Raw genomic sequence first — 14,044 nt, 5'->3', positions numbered from 1 at the left:
GGCCGACGAGGCGGCGGCACTCGACGCGCGGCTGCCGCTGGCCGCTGCGCTTGGCTTCTGGGCGCGACTGGACGGTGGCGGCGCGCGGCTGGCGGCGGCGCTGGATGCGCTGGACCTGACCGCGCTGGCGCGGGTGCCGGTGCGCATGCTGTCGACCGGCCAGCGCAAGCGCGCGACGCTGGCGCGGGTGGTGGCGAGCGGCGCCGGGCTGTGGCTGCTCGACGAGCCGGGCAATGGCCTTGACGGCGACGGGCTGGCGCGGCTGGAGCGGATCATCGCCGCGCACCGGGCTGGCGGCGGCATCGTCGTCGCCGCGTCGCACCAGCCGCTGGGCATCGCCGCGCCGCAGGCGATCACCCTTGGCGGGGCGGCGCGATGATCGGCGCGATCATCCGGCGCGACCTGGCCAACGCGTGGCGCGGCGGCGGGCTGCTGCTGCCGCTGCTGTTCTTCCTGCTGGTCGCGACGCTGTTTCCGTTCGCCATCGGGCCGGACGCGCCGCTGCTGGCGCGGATCGGCGGCGGCACGTTGTGGGTGGCGGCGCTGCTCGCCGCGCTGCTGCCGGTCGACCGGCTGATCGAGCCGGACCGGGCGGCGGGCGTGCTCGACCAATATGCGCTGCGCGGCATTCCCGACGAGACGGTCGCGCTGGCCAAGGCGGCGGCCCACTGGATCGGATTCGGCCCGCCGCTGATGCTGGCGGCGCTGCCGGCAAGCGTGTTGTTCGGCATGGACGGCGATGCGTTGTGGCGGGTGGAGCTGGGCCTGCTCGCCGGCACCCCGGCGCTGGCGGCGCTGGCGGTGGCGGTGGCGGCGCTGACCGCCGGGCTGCGCAGCGCCGGGGCGCTCGCCGGGCTGCTGATGCTGCCGCTGGTCGTGCCGGTGCTGATCTTCGGCGCCGGGATGCTCGACCCGATGGGCGCCGGCGCGCTGAAGCTGCTGGCGGCGACCGCGCTGCTGATCGTCGCCGCTGCCCCGTTCGTGGCCGGCGCGGCGCTGCGCGCGGCGCGGGACTGAGCCTGGCTCAGCGGGGGCGCGGCCCCCACAGGATCAGCGCCGCGCCGAGCAGGCAGAGCAGCGCGCCGGCGACGTCCCACCGGTCCGGCCGGGTGCCTTCGACCAGCCACAGCCAGCCGAGCGCGCTGACGATATAGATGCCGCCGTAGGCGGCGAAGGCGCGGCCGGCATGATCGGCGTCGACCAGGGTCAGCAGCCAGGCGAACAGGCAGAGCGCGGCGATGCCGGGCGCCAGCCACAGGACGGAACGGCCAAGCTTCAGCCAGGCCCAGAAGGCGAAGCAGCCGCCGATTTCGGCCAGCGCCGCGGCGAGGTAGATCAGGAAGGTCGGTGCGGTCATTTACGACCGAACAGCTTCTCGATGTCGGCATGTTGCAGCTTCACCCAGGTCGGGCGGCCGTGGTTGCACTGGCCGCTATGCGGCGTCACCTCCATTTCGCGGAGCAGCGCGTTCATTTCCGCGACCGACAGCAGCCGCCCGGCGCGGACCGAGCCGTGGCAGGCCATGGTCGCGGCGACCAGATCGAGCCGTTCCTTCAGCGACAGCGCCTGATCGAAGGCGGCGAGTTCGTCGGCGAGGTCGGCGACCAGCCCCTTTGCGTCGCCGGTGCCGAGCAGCGCCGGCATCGCCCGCACCAGCATCGCCGCCGGGCCGAAGCGTTCCAATTCGAGCCCCAGTTCGGTCAGCTCGGCGGCGCGCGCCTCCAGCCGGTCGCAGGCCGGTTCGTCCAGTTCGACGACTTCGGGCAGCAGCAGCGTCTGCCGGGCGACCGCGCCGTCCGCCGTCGCCCCGCGCATCCGTTCGAGCACCAGCCGTTCATGCGCGGCATGCTGGTCGACGATAACCAGTCCGTCTTCCGCCTCGGCGACGATATAGGTTTTCGCCACCTGCCCGCGCGCGACGCCGAGCGGGTGGGCGACAGTTTCGGGCGGCGGCGCATAGGCCGGCTCCGCCCGCGCCATCGGCGGGGCGGCAAAACGTGCCGGGCGATCCCACACCGCATGCTGGGCGGGGGTGACTGGCAATGGCGCGGCGGCGGGCGCGGCCGGCACCTCTGCCTGCCAGGCGCCGAGGGCGGCGGCCGACGGGCGCTGGACACTGCGGAAACCGGCGGCGTCCAGCGCGTGGCGCAGGCCGCTGACGATCAGCCCGCGCACCAGCCCGGGATCGCGGAAGCGCACTTCCGTCTTGGCCGGATGGACATTGACGTCGACGGCGTCGGCCGGAACGTCGAGGAACAGCGCGACGACGGGATGGCGATCGCGCGCCAGCACGTCGGCATAGGCGCCGCGCACCGCGCCGACCAGCAGTCGGTCGCGCACCGGCCGGCCGTTGACGAACAGATATTGGTGGTCGGCGACGCCGCGATTGAAGGTCGGCAGCCCGGCGACGCCGCCGAGCCGCAGCCCTTCGCGTTCGAGGTCGACGGCGACGCTGTTGGCGGCGAGCGCGCGGTCGGTCAGCGCAGCGACGCGCGCCGGCTGCTCCTCCCCCGGCGGGACGGTCAGCACCACGCGCCCGTCATGTTCGACCGAGAAGCCGATGTCGGGCCGCGCCATCGCCAGCCGGCGGACGGTGTCGAGGCAGGCGGCGTATTCCGACCGGGGCGAGCGCAGGAACTTGCGCCGCGCCGGCACCCTGGCGAACAGCGATTCGACGCGGACGCGGGTGCCCGGCGGCAGGGCGGCCGGGCCGTCCGCCACCCGGTCGCCATTGTCGACGGTCAGACTCCAGCCGTCCGACCCGCGCGGGCGGCTCTCGATCGTCAGCCGGGCGACGCTGGCGATCGACGGCAGCGCCTCGCCGCGAAAGCCGAGGGTCGCCACCGCTTCGATCCGGTCGTCGGGCAGCTTGGAGGTGGCGTGGCGCTCCAGTGCCAGCGCCATGTCGGCCGGGGTCATGCCGCAGCCGTCGTCGGTCACCTCGACCAGATCGGTGCCGCCGGCGGCGAGGCGGACGGCGATGCGCGTGGCACCGGCATCGACCGCGTTCTCGACCAGTTCCTTCAACGCGCTGGCGGGCCTTTCCACCACTTCACCGGCAGCGATACGGTTGACAAGATGCGGCGGCAGGCGGCGTATTGACATGCGACAGGCTCTAGCCCAAGCGACCTCACTTCGCACCCCGGCGTTTACCGAATTTTTGTGTCGCGGCACCCGCAACGGGCGACGGATCGGGAAGGCGCGGGGGCATCGCCGGCACGCAGTACGGACAGGATACCGATGGCATTCACCCGCTTCTTCAAATTCATGTCCCACGATATGGCGATCGACCTCGGCACGGCGAACACCGTCGTCTACCTGCGCGGGCGCGGCATTGTCCTGAACGAGCCGTCGGTGGTGGCGATCGAGACGGTTGACGGCATCAAGCGGGTCAAGGCGGTTGGCGACGACGCCAAGCTGATGATGGGCAAGACCCCCGGCACGATCGAGGCGATCCGGCCGCTGCGCGACGGCGTCATCGCCGACATCGACGTCGCCGAGCAGATGATCAAGCACTTCATCCACAAGGTGCACGGCGGCAAGTCGCGGCCCTGGCGCTTTCCGGAAATCGTCATCTGCGTGCCGTCGGGGTCGACCAAGGTGGAGCGCCGGGCGATTCGCGATGCCGCGTCCAACGCCGGCGCCAGCCAGGTGTGGCTGATCGAGGAGCCGATGGCGGCGGCGATCGGCGCCGACATGCCGGTGACCGAGCCGATCGGATCGATGGTCGTCGACATCGGCGGCGGCACGACCGAGGTGGCGGTGCTGTCGCTGCGCGGCCTGGCCTACACCACGTCCGTCCGCGTTGGCGGCGACAAGATGGACGAGGCGATCGTCAGCTATGTCCGCCGCAACCACAACCTGCTGATCGGCGAGGCGACGGCGGAGCGGATCAAGAAGGAAGTCGGCATCGCCAAGCCGCCGGCGGACGGGGTCGGCCAGACCATCCAGATCAAGGGCCGCGACCTGGTCAACGGCGTGCCCAAGGAGATCGAGATCAACCAGGGCCAGATCGCCGAGGCGTTGAGCGAGCCGGTCGGCACGATCATCGAGGGTGTGCGCATCGCGCTGGAGAACACCGCGCCGGAACTGGCCGCCGACATCGTCGACCAGGGCATCGTCATCACCGGCGGTGGTGCGCTGCTCGAGGGCATCGACGAGGTGCTGCGCGACGAGACCGGCCTGCCGGTGACCGTCGCCGACGATCCGCTGACCTGCGTTGCGCTCGGCACCGGCCGTGCGCTTGAGGACCCGATCTATCGCGGCGTCCTGCTGAGCGCGTGAGGCGCATGGCGGCCGCATATCCCCCTTCATTCCCGCGCCGTCGGACCTTCGGAGACGCTGCCGGCATACGCCGCGTGGCCGGCGGCTCCCGGCTTTCCGCCTCCGCGAGGCTGACGCGCGCCTAGGCCGGCGGCGATGATCCCGCCGAAGAACCGCCGTCCCGGTTATTCCCGCCGGGCGCAGTATGGCCTGTTCCTCAGCTATGTCGTCGCGATCGGCGGAGCGCTGTTCGCGCTGCTGATGCTGGTCGTCGCCGCGATCGATCCGACCGGCTTCGGCGCGATCCGCACTGTGGTCAGCGACGCGACGGCGCCGATCTCGTCCGCCGGGCGCGGCATTGCGCGGGGTAGCGGCATGATCGTGTCGCAGCTGTCCGACTATGTGTTCGCCGCGTCCAAGAACCAGGCGATGCGCGCTGAGCTGGAAAGCCAGCGCGCTGAAGTCGCCCGCGCCCACGGGATCGAGATCGAGAACCGCAAGCTGAAGGCGCTGCTCGGCATCGTCGAGCAGGCGCCGGCGCGGGTCGCGGTGGCCCGACTGGTCAGTTCGTCGGTGACCAGCAGCCGCCGCTTCGCCGTGCTCGGCGCCGGGCGCGGCGCCGGCATCCGCGCCGGCATGCCGGTGCGCGCCGCCACCGGGCTGATCGGCCGCGTCGTCGCCGTCGGCGGATCGAGCGCGCAGGTCGCGCTGCTGACCGACGGTGGGACGATGGTGCCGGTCCGCCGCTCGCGCGACGGCTTGCCGGCGATCGCCACCGGCACGGGCAGCGGCGCGGTCGACGTCCGCGCGCTCGGCGCTGGAGACAATCCGTTCCGGGTCGGTGACGTGCTCGTCACCTCCGGGGTCGGCGGCATCTACGCCCCCGACATCCCGGTCGCCATCGTCGTCCGCGTCGCCGGGGACGAGGCGATGGCGCGGCCGCTGGCCGACCCGTCGCGGATCGACTTCGCGCTGGTCGAGGCGCCGTACCAGCCGACCGTCCAGAATCCGCTGGCGCCACCGCCGCCGGCCCCGGTGCGCTGATGGCGCGGATCATCGGCATGGAGACCAGCCCGCTGACGCTGAGCGTCCGGGCGCGGGCGGTACCGATCCTGTCGACGATGGCCGGCTCTCTGGTCAGCCTGCTGCCGGTCGTCGCGCAGGCGCCGCTGGTGCCGCCGGCCGGTTTCCTGATGCTGATCGCCTGGCGGCTGTTGCGCCCCGAATTCTGGCGGATCTGGGCGGCCTTGCCGCTCGGTGCGTGGGACGACCTGTTCAGCGGCCAGCCGCCGGGCAGCGCGATGCTGACCTGGACACTGGCCTTTCTGCTGTTCGATGCGGTCGACAAATGGCTGCTGTGGCGCGATTACTGGCAGGACTGGTTCGTCGCCGCCGCGGTGATCACACTGGTGATCGTCGGCGGCTTCGCGCTCGCGCTCGCTACCGGAGGCGGAGGCTTGGTCCTGGTCGTCGTGCCGCAGATTGTCGCATCGATCCTGGTCTTTCCGCTCGCCGTCCGGCTGTGCGCGCTGCTCGACCGCTGGCGGCTGCTGGGATGAAGCTGTTCGGCAAGCGCGTCATCACCGATGCAACCCAGGGTTTCGTGTTCACGCGGCGGGCGCTGGTGCTGGGCGCCGCGCAGGGTGGCGTCGGCCTGCTGCTTGCCGGGAGGATGGCCTGGTTGTCGGTCGTCGAGAACGAACGCTACAGCTTGCTGTCGGAGAGCAACCGCGTCAACCTGACGCTGGTGCCGCCAAGGCGCGGCTGGATCGTCGACCGCACCGGCAAGCCGATCGCGATCAACCGCACCGATTTCCGCGTCGACCTGATCCCGGAACGGCTGACTGACCGCGACAAGACGCTGGCGGCGGTACAGCGGCTGCTGGCGCTGTCCGACGACGAGATGCAGCGTATCCGCGAGGAGCTGGACGGCGCGGCGGGGTTCCAGCCGGTGCAGATCGCCGAGAATCTCGACTGGAACCGCTATGCCGCGGTCAGCGTGCGGCTGAACGACCTGCCCGGCATCATGCCGGGGCGCGGTTTTTCCCGTTTCTACCCCGATGGTGCCGCCGTCGGCCATCTGGTCGGCTATGTCGGCCCGGCATCCGCCGCCGAATACGAGAAGGCGAAAGACCCGCTGCTGATCACCCCGGGGTTCAAGGTCGGCAAGGAGGGGCTGGAAAAGACGCTGGAGCCGGCGCTGCGCGGCAAGCCCGGCGCTAAGCGGGTGGAGGTGACCGCCCACGGCAAGATCGTGCGCGAGCTGACCACTCGCCCCGACATCAGCGGCGGCACCGTGCGCCTGACCATCGACGCCGGCTTGCAGGCCTATGCCGCGCGCCGGCTGGGCACGGCATCCGGCTCCGTCGTCGTCATCGATTGCGCCAATGGCGACATACTGGCGATGGCGTCGATGCCCGCCTACGACCCGAACAGCTTTTCCGACGGCATCAGCCATGACGAATGGGACATGCTGTCGCAGGACGATCATCTGCCGCTGCTGAACAAGGTGCTGCAGGGGCTGTATCCGCCGGGGTCGACGGTCAAGCCGATGAATGCGTTGGCGCTGCTGGAAGCCGGTGTCGGGCCGCAGGAGACGGTGTTGTGCACCGGCGCCTATCGCGTCGGCAGCGGCCTGTTCCACTGCCACAAGCGCGGCGGCCATGGCATGGTCGACATGCGCCGCGCCGTCGCGCAGAGTTGCGACGTCTATTTCTATCACATGGCCCGGCGCCTTGGTTACGACCCGATCGCCCGCATGGCCCGGCTGGTCGGACTGGGCGAGCGCTACGACCTGCCGGTCGCGTCGCAGCGTTACGGCACCGTGCCGGACAGCGCGTGGAAGAAGGCGAAATACAATCGCGACTGGACGGCGGCGGATACGGTCAACGCGTCGATCGGCCAGGGATACATGCTGACCAACCCGCTGCAACTGGCGGTGATGGCGGCGCGGATCGGGTCCGGCCGGATGTTCGCGCCGCGCTTGCTGGCAACCAGCGCGCCGCCGGCGGCCGCCACGCTGCCGGTGCCAGCGGAGCATCTGGCGATCGTCCACGATGCGATGGACGCGGTGGTCAATGGTGGCGGGACCGGCGGCCGTGCCCGGTTGCAGGTGCCCGGCGTGCTGATGGCAGGTAAGACCGGCACCGCGCAGGTTCGCCGGATCACCCTGGCCGAACGCCGTACCGGCGTGCTGGGCGACGCGGCGCTGCCGTTCCGCCTGCGCGACCATTCGCTGTTCATCGGCTTCGCCCCGGCCGACGTGCCGCGCTATGCGGTGTCGTGCATTCTGGAACATAGCGGCCATATCGTCACCGCCGCGCCGATCGCCAGCGACGTGGTCAGCTATCTGTTCGACAAGGACAAGGCACTGGCCCGGCTGGAACGGCTGGAGGCGGAGTGGGGCGGCACCATCGCCCAGCGGATGGCGGCACAGGCGCGGGCGTTCCGTGCCGCCCGCCATCCGGCGGCCGCCGTCCCCGACCCTGCCGAGGAGGATGCACGATGAGCGGCCCCGGCATCGTCCCGGCGCCGCTGAAGCAACTGCCGTGGAAGCTGCTGCTGCTGGTCGTCGCGATCACCGGTTTCGGGCTGGCGGTGCTCTACTCGGCGGCCGGCGGACACATGAAGCCGTGGGCGATCTCCCAGGGCGTGCGCTTCCTGCTGTTCCTGATCGTCGCCATCGCGCTGTCGCGGCTGCGCGAGGAGTTTTGGAAGCAGACCGCCTTTCCGACCTATGTCGTCGTCGTCGTGCTGCTGGCGGTGGTCGAGCTGATCGGCAAGGTCAGCGGCGGCAGCCAGCGGTGGATGGAGCTGGGCATCGTCCGTCTGCAGCCGTCCGAATTCATGAAGCCGGCGATCGTGCTGGCGCTAGCCCGCTTCTACACGCTGCTGCCGGCGACCGAGTTGCGCTCCATGCACGCGATCTGGCCGGCGGCGGCGATGATCGCGGTGCCCGCCGGGCTGGTGCTGCTCCAGCCCGACCTCGGCACCGCGACGATGATCGTCGTCGGCGGCATCACCGTCATGTTCCTCGCCGGCCTGCCGCTGCGGCTGTTCGTCGCCGGCGCGGCGACGCTGGCGGCGTCGCTGCCGATCGCCTTTTCGATGATGCACGATTACCAGCGCAATCGCGTGCTGATCTTCCTCAACCCGGAATCGGACCCGCTCGGCACCGGCTATCACATCAGCCAGTCGAAGATCGCGATCGGATCGGGCGGGCTGTTCGGCAAGGGTTTCCTGAACGGCACCCAGAGCCACCTCGACTACCTGCCCGAAGGCCATACTGATTTCGTGTTCGCGACGATGGCGGAGGAATGGGGGCTTCTTGGTGGGCTGTTCCTGATCGGCGCGTTCATGCTGCTGGTGAACTGGGGCGTGCGCGTCGGCCTGCGCGCCGAAAGCCGTTTCGCCCGGTTGGCCGCCGCCGGGCTGGCGACGACGATCTTCTTCTACGTGGCGATCAACCTGATGATGGTGATGGGGCTGGCGCCGGTCGTCGGCATTCCGTTGCCGCTGGTGTCGTTCGGCGGATCAGCGATGATGACGGTGATGATCTGCGTCGGCATCCTGATGTCGCTCGACCGCCAGCCGCGCCGCGGCCGGATCGGCTGATGCGATAAAATTTGCCCATACGGCTTGACTGAGCGCGCCCAATCCACCATTCCGCCGGCCTCCCGAGTGGACGCATAGCTCAGTTGGTAGAGCAGCTGACTCTTAATCAGCGGGTCCTAGGTTCGAGCCCTAGTGCGTCCACCATTTTTCACCAGTAAATACAGCAGTTTACTGCACCCGGCACGGGTCTTACACGCCACCCGTGGAGGTCATGTAAGAGCAGTGTAAGAGTGCGCTGCGCGCAGCCTATCCTGCACCTATGCGCTGACGACTAGGGTCGCCGTCTCCAAGAAGCTGGAATATCCCGCTCTGGCCGACGCACACATTCCAAGGCAGCCGTGGCAGTGGTCTGCCGGGTCCAAAGCACTCGCTGAGGCGAAGAAGGCCCTAACCGCGACGATAGACGGACCTTTCTGCGAGCACTTGAACAGTTGAGGGCGTATAATTGACGTAGCGTGGAAGCGCATCGATCGCGATTATACGCCCCGGCTGTTCAACTGTTCACCTTCAGCCGTAGCCCGATGAAACAGCGGGTGCGCACCCCACCCTTGTGGGCCTTTGTGAGTTGGCGCTGATAGCCTTTCGCGCTCAGTTGTCGCCCGAAATAGCTCGCGTCCACCTCCGGCATGTTCCACGACCTCAGAAAGCGATTGTAGCTGTCGCACAGGGCCGACGACGGGGTGACCGCTCCCTCTGACCACCGTGTCTTCTCGCGAAGCCAGACGCCCATGACGTCCTGCTCCTCGAAATACTCGTCGGTTGCCCGCATGACCGATGTGGGCGGATTGAGACCCTGCTTCCGCCACTCTCGCGCGCCTTCCAGCATCCATGCGAGGATCGCCTCATGCTCATCGCGCAGGTGGGCCTCTAGATCGGAGTCCGGCCGTTCCGGCACAAAGTCCAGTTCGAGGAGATGGATGCGCCGCCGCATAGCTGGACCGACCGATTTGAGCTTAGGCAGGTGATTGGTCGCGATCCAGATTTTGTAGGTCGGGCGGTAGGTGAATGGATTCTTATACAGGAATCGCGCCGTTACGGAGTCGCCCGCCACTGCGCGTTTCATCGTCGCCTCGTTCCAGCTTCCGCCCTGATCGGTTTCGCTGGAGGTTACCATTCGAGCGCCCGCGATAAACGCCATTGCGGTTTCATGGGTTCGGCTTTTACCCTCAACGAAGGTGTCCGGGGTTGCTTCCCGATGGTAGCTGCCCATGATCGTCGCCAGCGTGTTGATCAGCACGCTCTTCCCGTTTCCGCCCGGCCCATAGATCATGAGTAGGGCGTGTTCCGCCACGCTGCCGCTAAGACTGTAGCCGGCCCAGCGCTGGAGGAAGTGGACAAGTTCCATGTCTCCTTGGCAGATTTGCTTGAGGAATTTTATCCATCGTTTCGGGACAGTACCAATGTCGGGGTCAACCGAAGTCCGATTGACGACGTAGTGTCGCGACCTCGGCTTTATCGGCCTGTGTGACCGGAGGGAGTGAACACCGGTCTTCGTGCCGACCAATAGCGGATCGGCGTCGATCTCGCTTGCCGACAGGTGCAAAGCTGGGTCTCGCTTGGCAAACCCCTTGACGTTGCGCACGACGTTGAGAGAGCCTTTCCATTCGGATTCGATGTCTTCCCGGCTATCCAGCAGACCACGGATCAGATCATCGACGCGAAGCGCAGTGTCGAACCCCCATATCTTTCGATCTCTGATGATCCACTCGTCGCGCTCAGGAACGTAGCGGACAAACTTGCGGCATTCCTCTCTGAACAGGTGCGCTGCCTCGCTTTCAGATTTGATTGGTTCGCTCATCGGCCGTCCCCCCGCGACGCCGCTAGGTCGGCAATGTAGGCGTCAATTTCGGCGGCCATCCACGCTACCGAGTTTGTGGAAACGCGGACACGTCGCGGAAACGCTCCCTTTTTTCGAGGCGGGCAATCGTCGAATCTGAAATCTTGATCCCGCGCCGACGCAAATCGGCACGGCAAAGCAGCAGGCGATCGAGCGCCCGCGCATTCTCGGTTTCTGGCATGTTGGTTTCCTTCATCTTGTGGATGAAGGTGCGCACCTTCCTGACTGAAAATGACGCGGATCGAGCCGTTATGCCAAAATTGTTCGTCTCACATTCGTCTCAGATTACGCGTTGAGAAAATGCGCTTGGACGCGCTTTCTCGCTTCATCGATCAGTCGATAGGCAGTCGCGCGTGAGGGCATAAATTCCTCTGGCAATATCTTGCCCAAATCGCGGAACACCTCGCACCCGCGTGTATCCAATGGGCGATCGTTGAAGTAACGGTCCAACTCCTCCTCGAATCTGAGAAAGTTCCGGTGCGGCCCGGTCCGATTAGCGGAAGGATTGGGGAATTTCCGGCGCAGAACGTCAGAGAGGTCGGAAGCATCGACCATGCAAGGGTGGATATCACCGCCATCCAGCTCGATCTGCCCTTCTAAATCGTCCGTGGGCTGCGGATATAGCGCGTGAAGCGTCGGCCCGTCTGAAGCATCGAAATACCGCACGCGCCTGCTACCTACGAAATAGACAAGCGGCAGCCACCCGTTCTCGACACACTGCCTGAGCGCCTTGAGCGCCCAATTCCCTCGCGCGCGCTTCTCCCGATCCCGGCTTCGCTGCCCCAACCTCACCGCCCTCGCCATATCCTTGGTCCAGCGTTGACCGAAGCGGTGTCGACCGATCAGGTCGAAGGCATTGCCGAGAGGAACAAGGTCATCGGCGGGGAGACTGAATTCTGTTATCGACGGCATTGGCGCGGTCCTTTCTAACGTCCGTTCACAGAGAGGATGCGCGCCAAAGGTTAACCGAAACTAACATGATTAAAAATTTCTTAAGGCTGACGTTATGTCCGCCTGAACCGCGCGGCCTATTGTGGTCGGTTGACTTCGATCGAACACCCGAGCGTCGCAAGGACGGTGAGCGCTCGCCCAAGTTGAGCCGTCGGCTTACCTCGCTCGAGTTCGACGAGAAAGCGCACGCCCACGCCGCTCGCGGCGGCAAGCTCGGCCTGGCGCAAGCCTTGGGCTTTGCGCTCCTCCCGGATGATCTGCCCTACCGCTGCGCTATCGAGCTTCATCGAATTTTCCCGACCGGGAATATTTTGGCCCAAATTCCGTTAAATCCACTGATTGTTCCCGATCGGGAAAATATTGCGGCTAGGGCCGTCAGTGAAACGGCTCTGCTCACAAGGCCGCCGCCAGATCGCCGAGCGGGATCATCAAGGCCAAGTCGTTCGTGGGCGACGGTAACATGCCAAGATTGAGATAGAAGGCCTTGGCATCCTCGGAAATGGCGTGGACCACAAGCCCCCGAATGCCAATCTCCCCGGCAGCCGCAAGGACGCGCATTGCCGCATCGCGCATCAGCCCCCGTCCGATTTTCCTGCCTTGATAAGCTTCATCCACGGCCAAACGCGCCAGCACGACGACCGGAATGGGATCAGGCATGTTGCGCCGCATTCGGCCAGTTGCATCGCCGCACGCAATCGCGCTCGATGCCAGCGCATAATATCCCACGACCCTATCGCCGTCGCAGGTGACGAAAACGCGACTTGCGCCAGCGATTTGATTGGGTCGGGCGCGACGAAGCAACCAGTCGTCGAGCGTGGGGACGCCTGACCGAAATTCATCCAGAATATGGCAATCGGCGAGCAACGCCGGAGCGGTCAGACCTGTCACTGATCCCAAGGCGCTTTCGTGCGCATGAGTTTGACCAACTCTTCGCTCACTTCCGGCGGACGCTCCAAGATCGCCAGAAAGTGATCATAACTCTCCTGGCTGACCATGATGACCCGTTGGTCGAGGATCGCGTCTTCAGCGGCGCGGCGCGCTGCCTCGATCATGAAGTCCGTCCGCGAACGACCTTGAATGCTGGCCGCCTTGTCGATCAGCGCGCGCGTGTCCTCACGGACGCGCAAATTCACAGCCTTCAGCTCGTGGGCGCGGTTCGCTCGATCGGGGGACATATCCATCGCGATTTCCTTTCACGGCGATCATATCACAAATGATACACGCTGTGTATCTAATTCTGATCTGCCAATGCGGACAGCGTTTCGCCCCACTTCTCCAATGCCGCGCATCGTTCGGCGTCGTAGGCGTAGCGGTTGTAGACCGCCGCCACCCCGCTCACATGGTTCAGCACCTTCTCGACAACGTAGGGTGCAACTCCCGCCCTCGCCATCCCCGACGCCGCCGTGCGCCGAAGATCATGCATGTGCCAGTCGGATGTCTCCGAGTGCTCGTGCAGCCACCGCAATGCCTTACTGAACCCACTCACGGGTGACCGGCGCGTGGTCGTAAACACATAATCGCAGTCGACGAATTGCGGCACCTCGTCCAGCAGCGCCAATGCGAAGTCGCTCAGGTAGACGATATGCGGTTTGCCGTTCTTGGCGCGCTCGGCAGGGATCACCCAAGTCCGCGCCTCAAGGTCCAACTCACTCCAACGCATATTCGCCAGTTCACCGCGCCGCTGAGCGGTTGCGAGCAACAGCGGGACGAATTGCCGAAAGGGATAGGCATCCAACCGCGCCGCATTCAGCACGCGGCGGATTTCACCATCGTCAAGAACCCGATCCCGCGACAACTCCCTTGTGGGCGCTTTGAGGCCCGCGATCGGCGTTGCCTCGACGATCCCGCGTTCGAGGCACCAATTGAATAGCTTGCGGATCGTCGCAAGGATGCGGTTGGCCTGATAACTGGCCCCTCGCTCAAGCGCCGCATCCATGATTTCCAAGACATCGTGCCGCTTGATTTGGCGGATGTTCCGTTGTCCGTGGACCGTGACGAACTCGCGATTGAGGATACGCTCAGTCTCGCGCCAGTTGCGGTTGCGCGGTTTCGCATATTGCCGGATGAACGCCGCGCAAATTGCTTCAACCTGCATATCGGGCTGGCGACGGCGGCGCGAAGGATCGATTCCTTCCTCCACTTGCCGCAACGCCTCGATCGCTTTTTCACGGGCTTTGACAAGGCTAACGACCGGATAGCGGCCAAGGCCGTAGCGACGCTGCTTTGTGCCGTAGCGATATCGAAGTGCGAACGACCTCAGTCCACTTTCAAAGACGCGAACGGTCAGGCCCGGACAATGCATGTCATGAACGTCATAGACCCCCTTGCGAGGTTTCAGGGCTTGAATCGTCTTATCGGTTAGCGCCTTACGCACACTGT

Annotated in this window: 16 protein-coding genes and 1 tRNA gene; 8 read left to right on the top strand and 9 right to left on the bottom strand. The window is 66.4% G+C overall.

The features are described from left to right. Together E4A53_RS13020 and ccmB are read left to right on the top strand one after the other, a co-directional pair. The coding region (locus E4A53_RS13020) for an ABC transporter ATP-binding protein (RefSeq protein WP_136163542.1) at positions 1-379 on the top strand (379 nt) is incomplete at its 5' end. After that, positions 376-1,017, top strand: coding sequence for a heme exporter protein CcmB (ccmB, locus tag E4A53_RS13015; RefSeq protein ID WP_136163541.1), 642 nt, complete (start codon positions 376-378; stop codon positions 1,015-1,017). The genes E4A53_RS13020 and ccmB, both read left to right, overlap by 4 nt. 7 nt (positions 1,018-1,024) lie before the next feature. Here ccmB and E4A53_RS13010 read toward each other — a convergent pair whose 3' ends face one another. Next, entirely contained in the window at positions 1,025-1,357 is a 333-nt protein-coding gene (locus tag E4A53_RS13010; protein WP_136163540.1) for a YnfA family protein, read from the bottom strand. After that, on the bottom strand, positions 1,354-3,105 hold the full coding sequence (gene mutL, locus E4A53_RS13005) for a DNA mismatch repair endonuclease MutL (RefSeq protein ID WP_136163539.1): 1,752 nt from the start codon (positions 3,103-3,105) through the stop codon (positions 1,354-1,356). Before mutL ends, E4A53_RS13010 begins: the two co-directional genes overlap by 4 nt. Positions 3,106-3,240: 135 nt before the next feature. Between mutL and E4A53_RS13000 the strand changes: the two genes are divergently transcribed. The 6 genes from E4A53_RS13000 to E4A53_RS12975 all read left to right on the top strand — a co-directional run bounded on the left by E4A53_RS13000 (position 3,241) and on the right by E4A53_RS12975 (position 9,021). Next, complete coding sequence (locus E4A53_RS13000; RefSeq protein ID WP_136163538.1) at positions 3,241-4,284, top strand: rod shape-determining protein; 1,044 nt, start codon at positions 3,241-3,243, stop codon at positions 4,282-4,284. A gap of 135 nt (positions 4,285-4,419) precedes the next feature. After that, positions 4,420-5,307, top strand: coding sequence for a rod shape-determining protein MreC (locus tag E4A53_RS12995; RefSeq protein WP_136163537.1), 888 nt, complete (start codon positions 4,420-4,422; stop codon positions 5,305-5,307). Then, positions 5,307-5,822: a rod shape-determining protein MreD gene (locus tag E4A53_RS12990; protein WP_239018301.1), complete on the top strand. Its 516-nt coding sequence runs from the start codon at positions 5,307-5,309 to the stop codon at positions 5,820-5,822. The genes E4A53_RS12995 and E4A53_RS12990 overlap by 1 nt, the downstream gene beginning before the upstream one ends. Next, entirely contained in the window at positions 5,819-7,771 is a 1,953-nt protein-coding gene (mrdA, locus tag E4A53_RS12985) for a penicillin-binding protein 2 (protein ID WP_136163536.1), read from the top strand. Before E4A53_RS12990 ends, mrdA begins: the two co-directional genes overlap by 4 nt. Beyond that, the gene (rodA, locus tag E4A53_RS12980; protein WP_136163535.1) at positions 7,768-8,877 is read left to right on the top strand and encodes a rod shape-determining protein RodA; all 1,110 of its coding nucleotides are present in this window, start codon (positions 7,768-7,770) and stop codon (positions 8,875-8,877) included. Before mrdA ends, rodA begins: the two co-directional genes overlap by 4 nt. A gap of 68 nt (positions 8,878-8,945) precedes the next feature. Then, positions 8,946-9,021: transfer RNA gene (locus E4A53_RS12975), tRNA-Lys, on the top strand. 349 nt (positions 9,022-9,370) lie between these two features. Here E4A53_RS12975 and E4A53_RS12970 read toward each other — a convergent pair. The 7 genes from E4A53_RS12970 to E4A53_RS12940 all read right to left on the bottom strand — a co-directional run bounded on the left by E4A53_RS12970 (position 9,371) and on the right by E4A53_RS12940 (position 14,039). Continuing rightward, a complete protein-coding gene (locus tag E4A53_RS12970; RefSeq protein WP_136163534.1) occupies positions 9,371-10,675 on the bottom strand; it encodes a phage/plasmid primase, P4 family in 1,305 nt (434 codons plus the stop codon). Continuing rightward, on the bottom strand, positions 10,672-10,851 hold the full coding sequence (locus E4A53_RS12965; protein ID WP_239018300.1) for a helix-turn-helix transcriptional regulator: 180 nt from the start codon (positions 10,849-10,851) through the stop codon (positions 10,672-10,674). Before E4A53_RS12965 ends, E4A53_RS12970 begins: the two co-directional genes overlap by 4 nt. Before the next feature lie 148 nt (positions 10,852-10,999). Further along, the gene (locus E4A53_RS12960; protein WP_136163533.1) at positions 11,000-11,626 is read right to left on the bottom strand and encodes a hypothetical protein; all 627 of its coding nucleotides are present in this window, start codon (positions 11,624-11,626) and stop codon (positions 11,000-11,002) included. Between the two features lie 116 nt (positions 11,627-11,742). Further along, positions 11,743-11,952 carry a helix-turn-helix domain-containing protein gene (locus E4A53_RS12955; protein ID WP_136163532.1) on the bottom strand — a complete coding sequence of 70 codons (210 nt, stop codon included), beginning with the start codon at positions 11,950-11,952 and terminating at the stop codon, positions 11,743-11,745. Positions 11,953-12,058: 106 nt separating this feature from the next. After that, a complete protein-coding gene (locus E4A53_RS12950) occupies positions 12,059-12,553 on the bottom strand; it encodes a GNAT family N-acetyltransferase (protein ID WP_239018299.1) in 495 nt (164 codons plus the stop codon). Next, the gene (locus E4A53_RS12945) at positions 12,550-12,846 is read right to left on the bottom strand and encodes a type II toxin-antitoxin system TacA family antitoxin (protein WP_206366324.1); all 297 of its coding nucleotides are present in this window, start codon (positions 12,844-12,846) and stop codon (positions 12,550-12,552) included. The genes E4A53_RS12950 and E4A53_RS12945 overlap by 4 nt, the downstream gene beginning before the upstream one ends. Before the next feature lie 50 nt (positions 12,847-12,896). After that, positions 12,897-14,039 (bottom strand): tyrosine-type recombinase/integrase, encoded by a 1,143-nt coding sequence (locus E4A53_RS12940; protein WP_168694390.1) that lies wholly within the window; start codon positions 14,037-14,039, stop codon positions 12,897-12,899. Positions 14,040-14,044: the final 5 nt, after the last annotated feature.

Origin of the sequence: Sphingomonas flavalba, from assembly GCF_004796535.1 — a bacterium.
GTDB lineage: Bacteria > Pseudomonadota > Alphaproteobacteria > Sphingomonadales > Sphingomonadaceae > Sphingomonas_L > Sphingomonas_L flavalba.
This window is presented reverse-complemented; position numbering and strand designations above follow the sequence as displayed.

Excerpts from the sequence above, each read along its gene's own strand:
- ccmB (WP_136163541.1), top strand. The coding sequence starts at position 376 with ATGATCGGCGCGATCATCCGGCGCGACCTGGCCAACGCGTGGCGCGGC.
- E4A53_RS13010 (WP_136163540.1), bottom strand. The coding sequence starts at position 1,357 with ATGACCGCACCGACCTTCCTGATCTACCTCGCCGCGGCGCTGGCCGAA.
- mutL (WP_136163539.1), bottom strand. The coding sequence starts at position 3,105 with ATGTCAATACGCCGCCTGCCGCCGCATCTTGTCAACCGTATCGCTGCC.
- E4A53_RS13000 (WP_136163538.1), top strand. The coding sequence starts at position 3,241 with ATGGCATTCACCCGCTTCTTCAAATTCATGTCCCACGATATGGCGATC.
- E4A53_RS12995 (WP_136163537.1), top strand. The coding sequence starts at position 4,420 with ATGATCCCGCCGAAGAACCGCCGTCCCGGTTATTCCCGCCGGGCGCAG.
- E4A53_RS12990 (WP_239018301.1), top strand. The coding sequence starts at position 5,307 with ATGGCGCGGATCATCGGCATGGAGACCAGCCCGCTGACGCTGAGCGTC.
- mrdA (WP_136163536.1), top strand. The coding sequence starts at position 5,819 with ATGAAGCTGTTCGGCAAGCGCGTCATCACCGATGCAACCCAGGGTTTC.
- rodA (WP_136163535.1), top strand. The coding sequence starts at position 7,768 with ATGAGCGGCCCCGGCATCGTCCCGGCGCCGCTGAAGCAACTGCCGTGG.
- E4A53_RS12970 (WP_136163534.1), bottom strand. The coding sequence starts at position 10,675 with ATGAGCGAACCAATCAAATCTGAAAGCGAGGCAGCGCACCTGTTCAGA.
- E4A53_RS12960 (WP_136163533.1), bottom strand. The coding sequence starts at position 11,626 with ATGCCGTCGATAACAGAATTCAGTCTCCCCGCCGATGACCTTGTTCCT.
- E4A53_RS12955 (WP_136163532.1), bottom strand. The coding sequence starts at position 11,952 with ATGAAGCTCGATAGCGCAGCGGTAGGGCAGATCATCCGGGAGGAGCGC.
- E4A53_RS12945 (WP_206366324.1), bottom strand. The coding sequence starts at position 12,846 with ATGGATATGTCCCCCGATCGAGCGAACCGCGCCCACGAGCTGAAGGCT.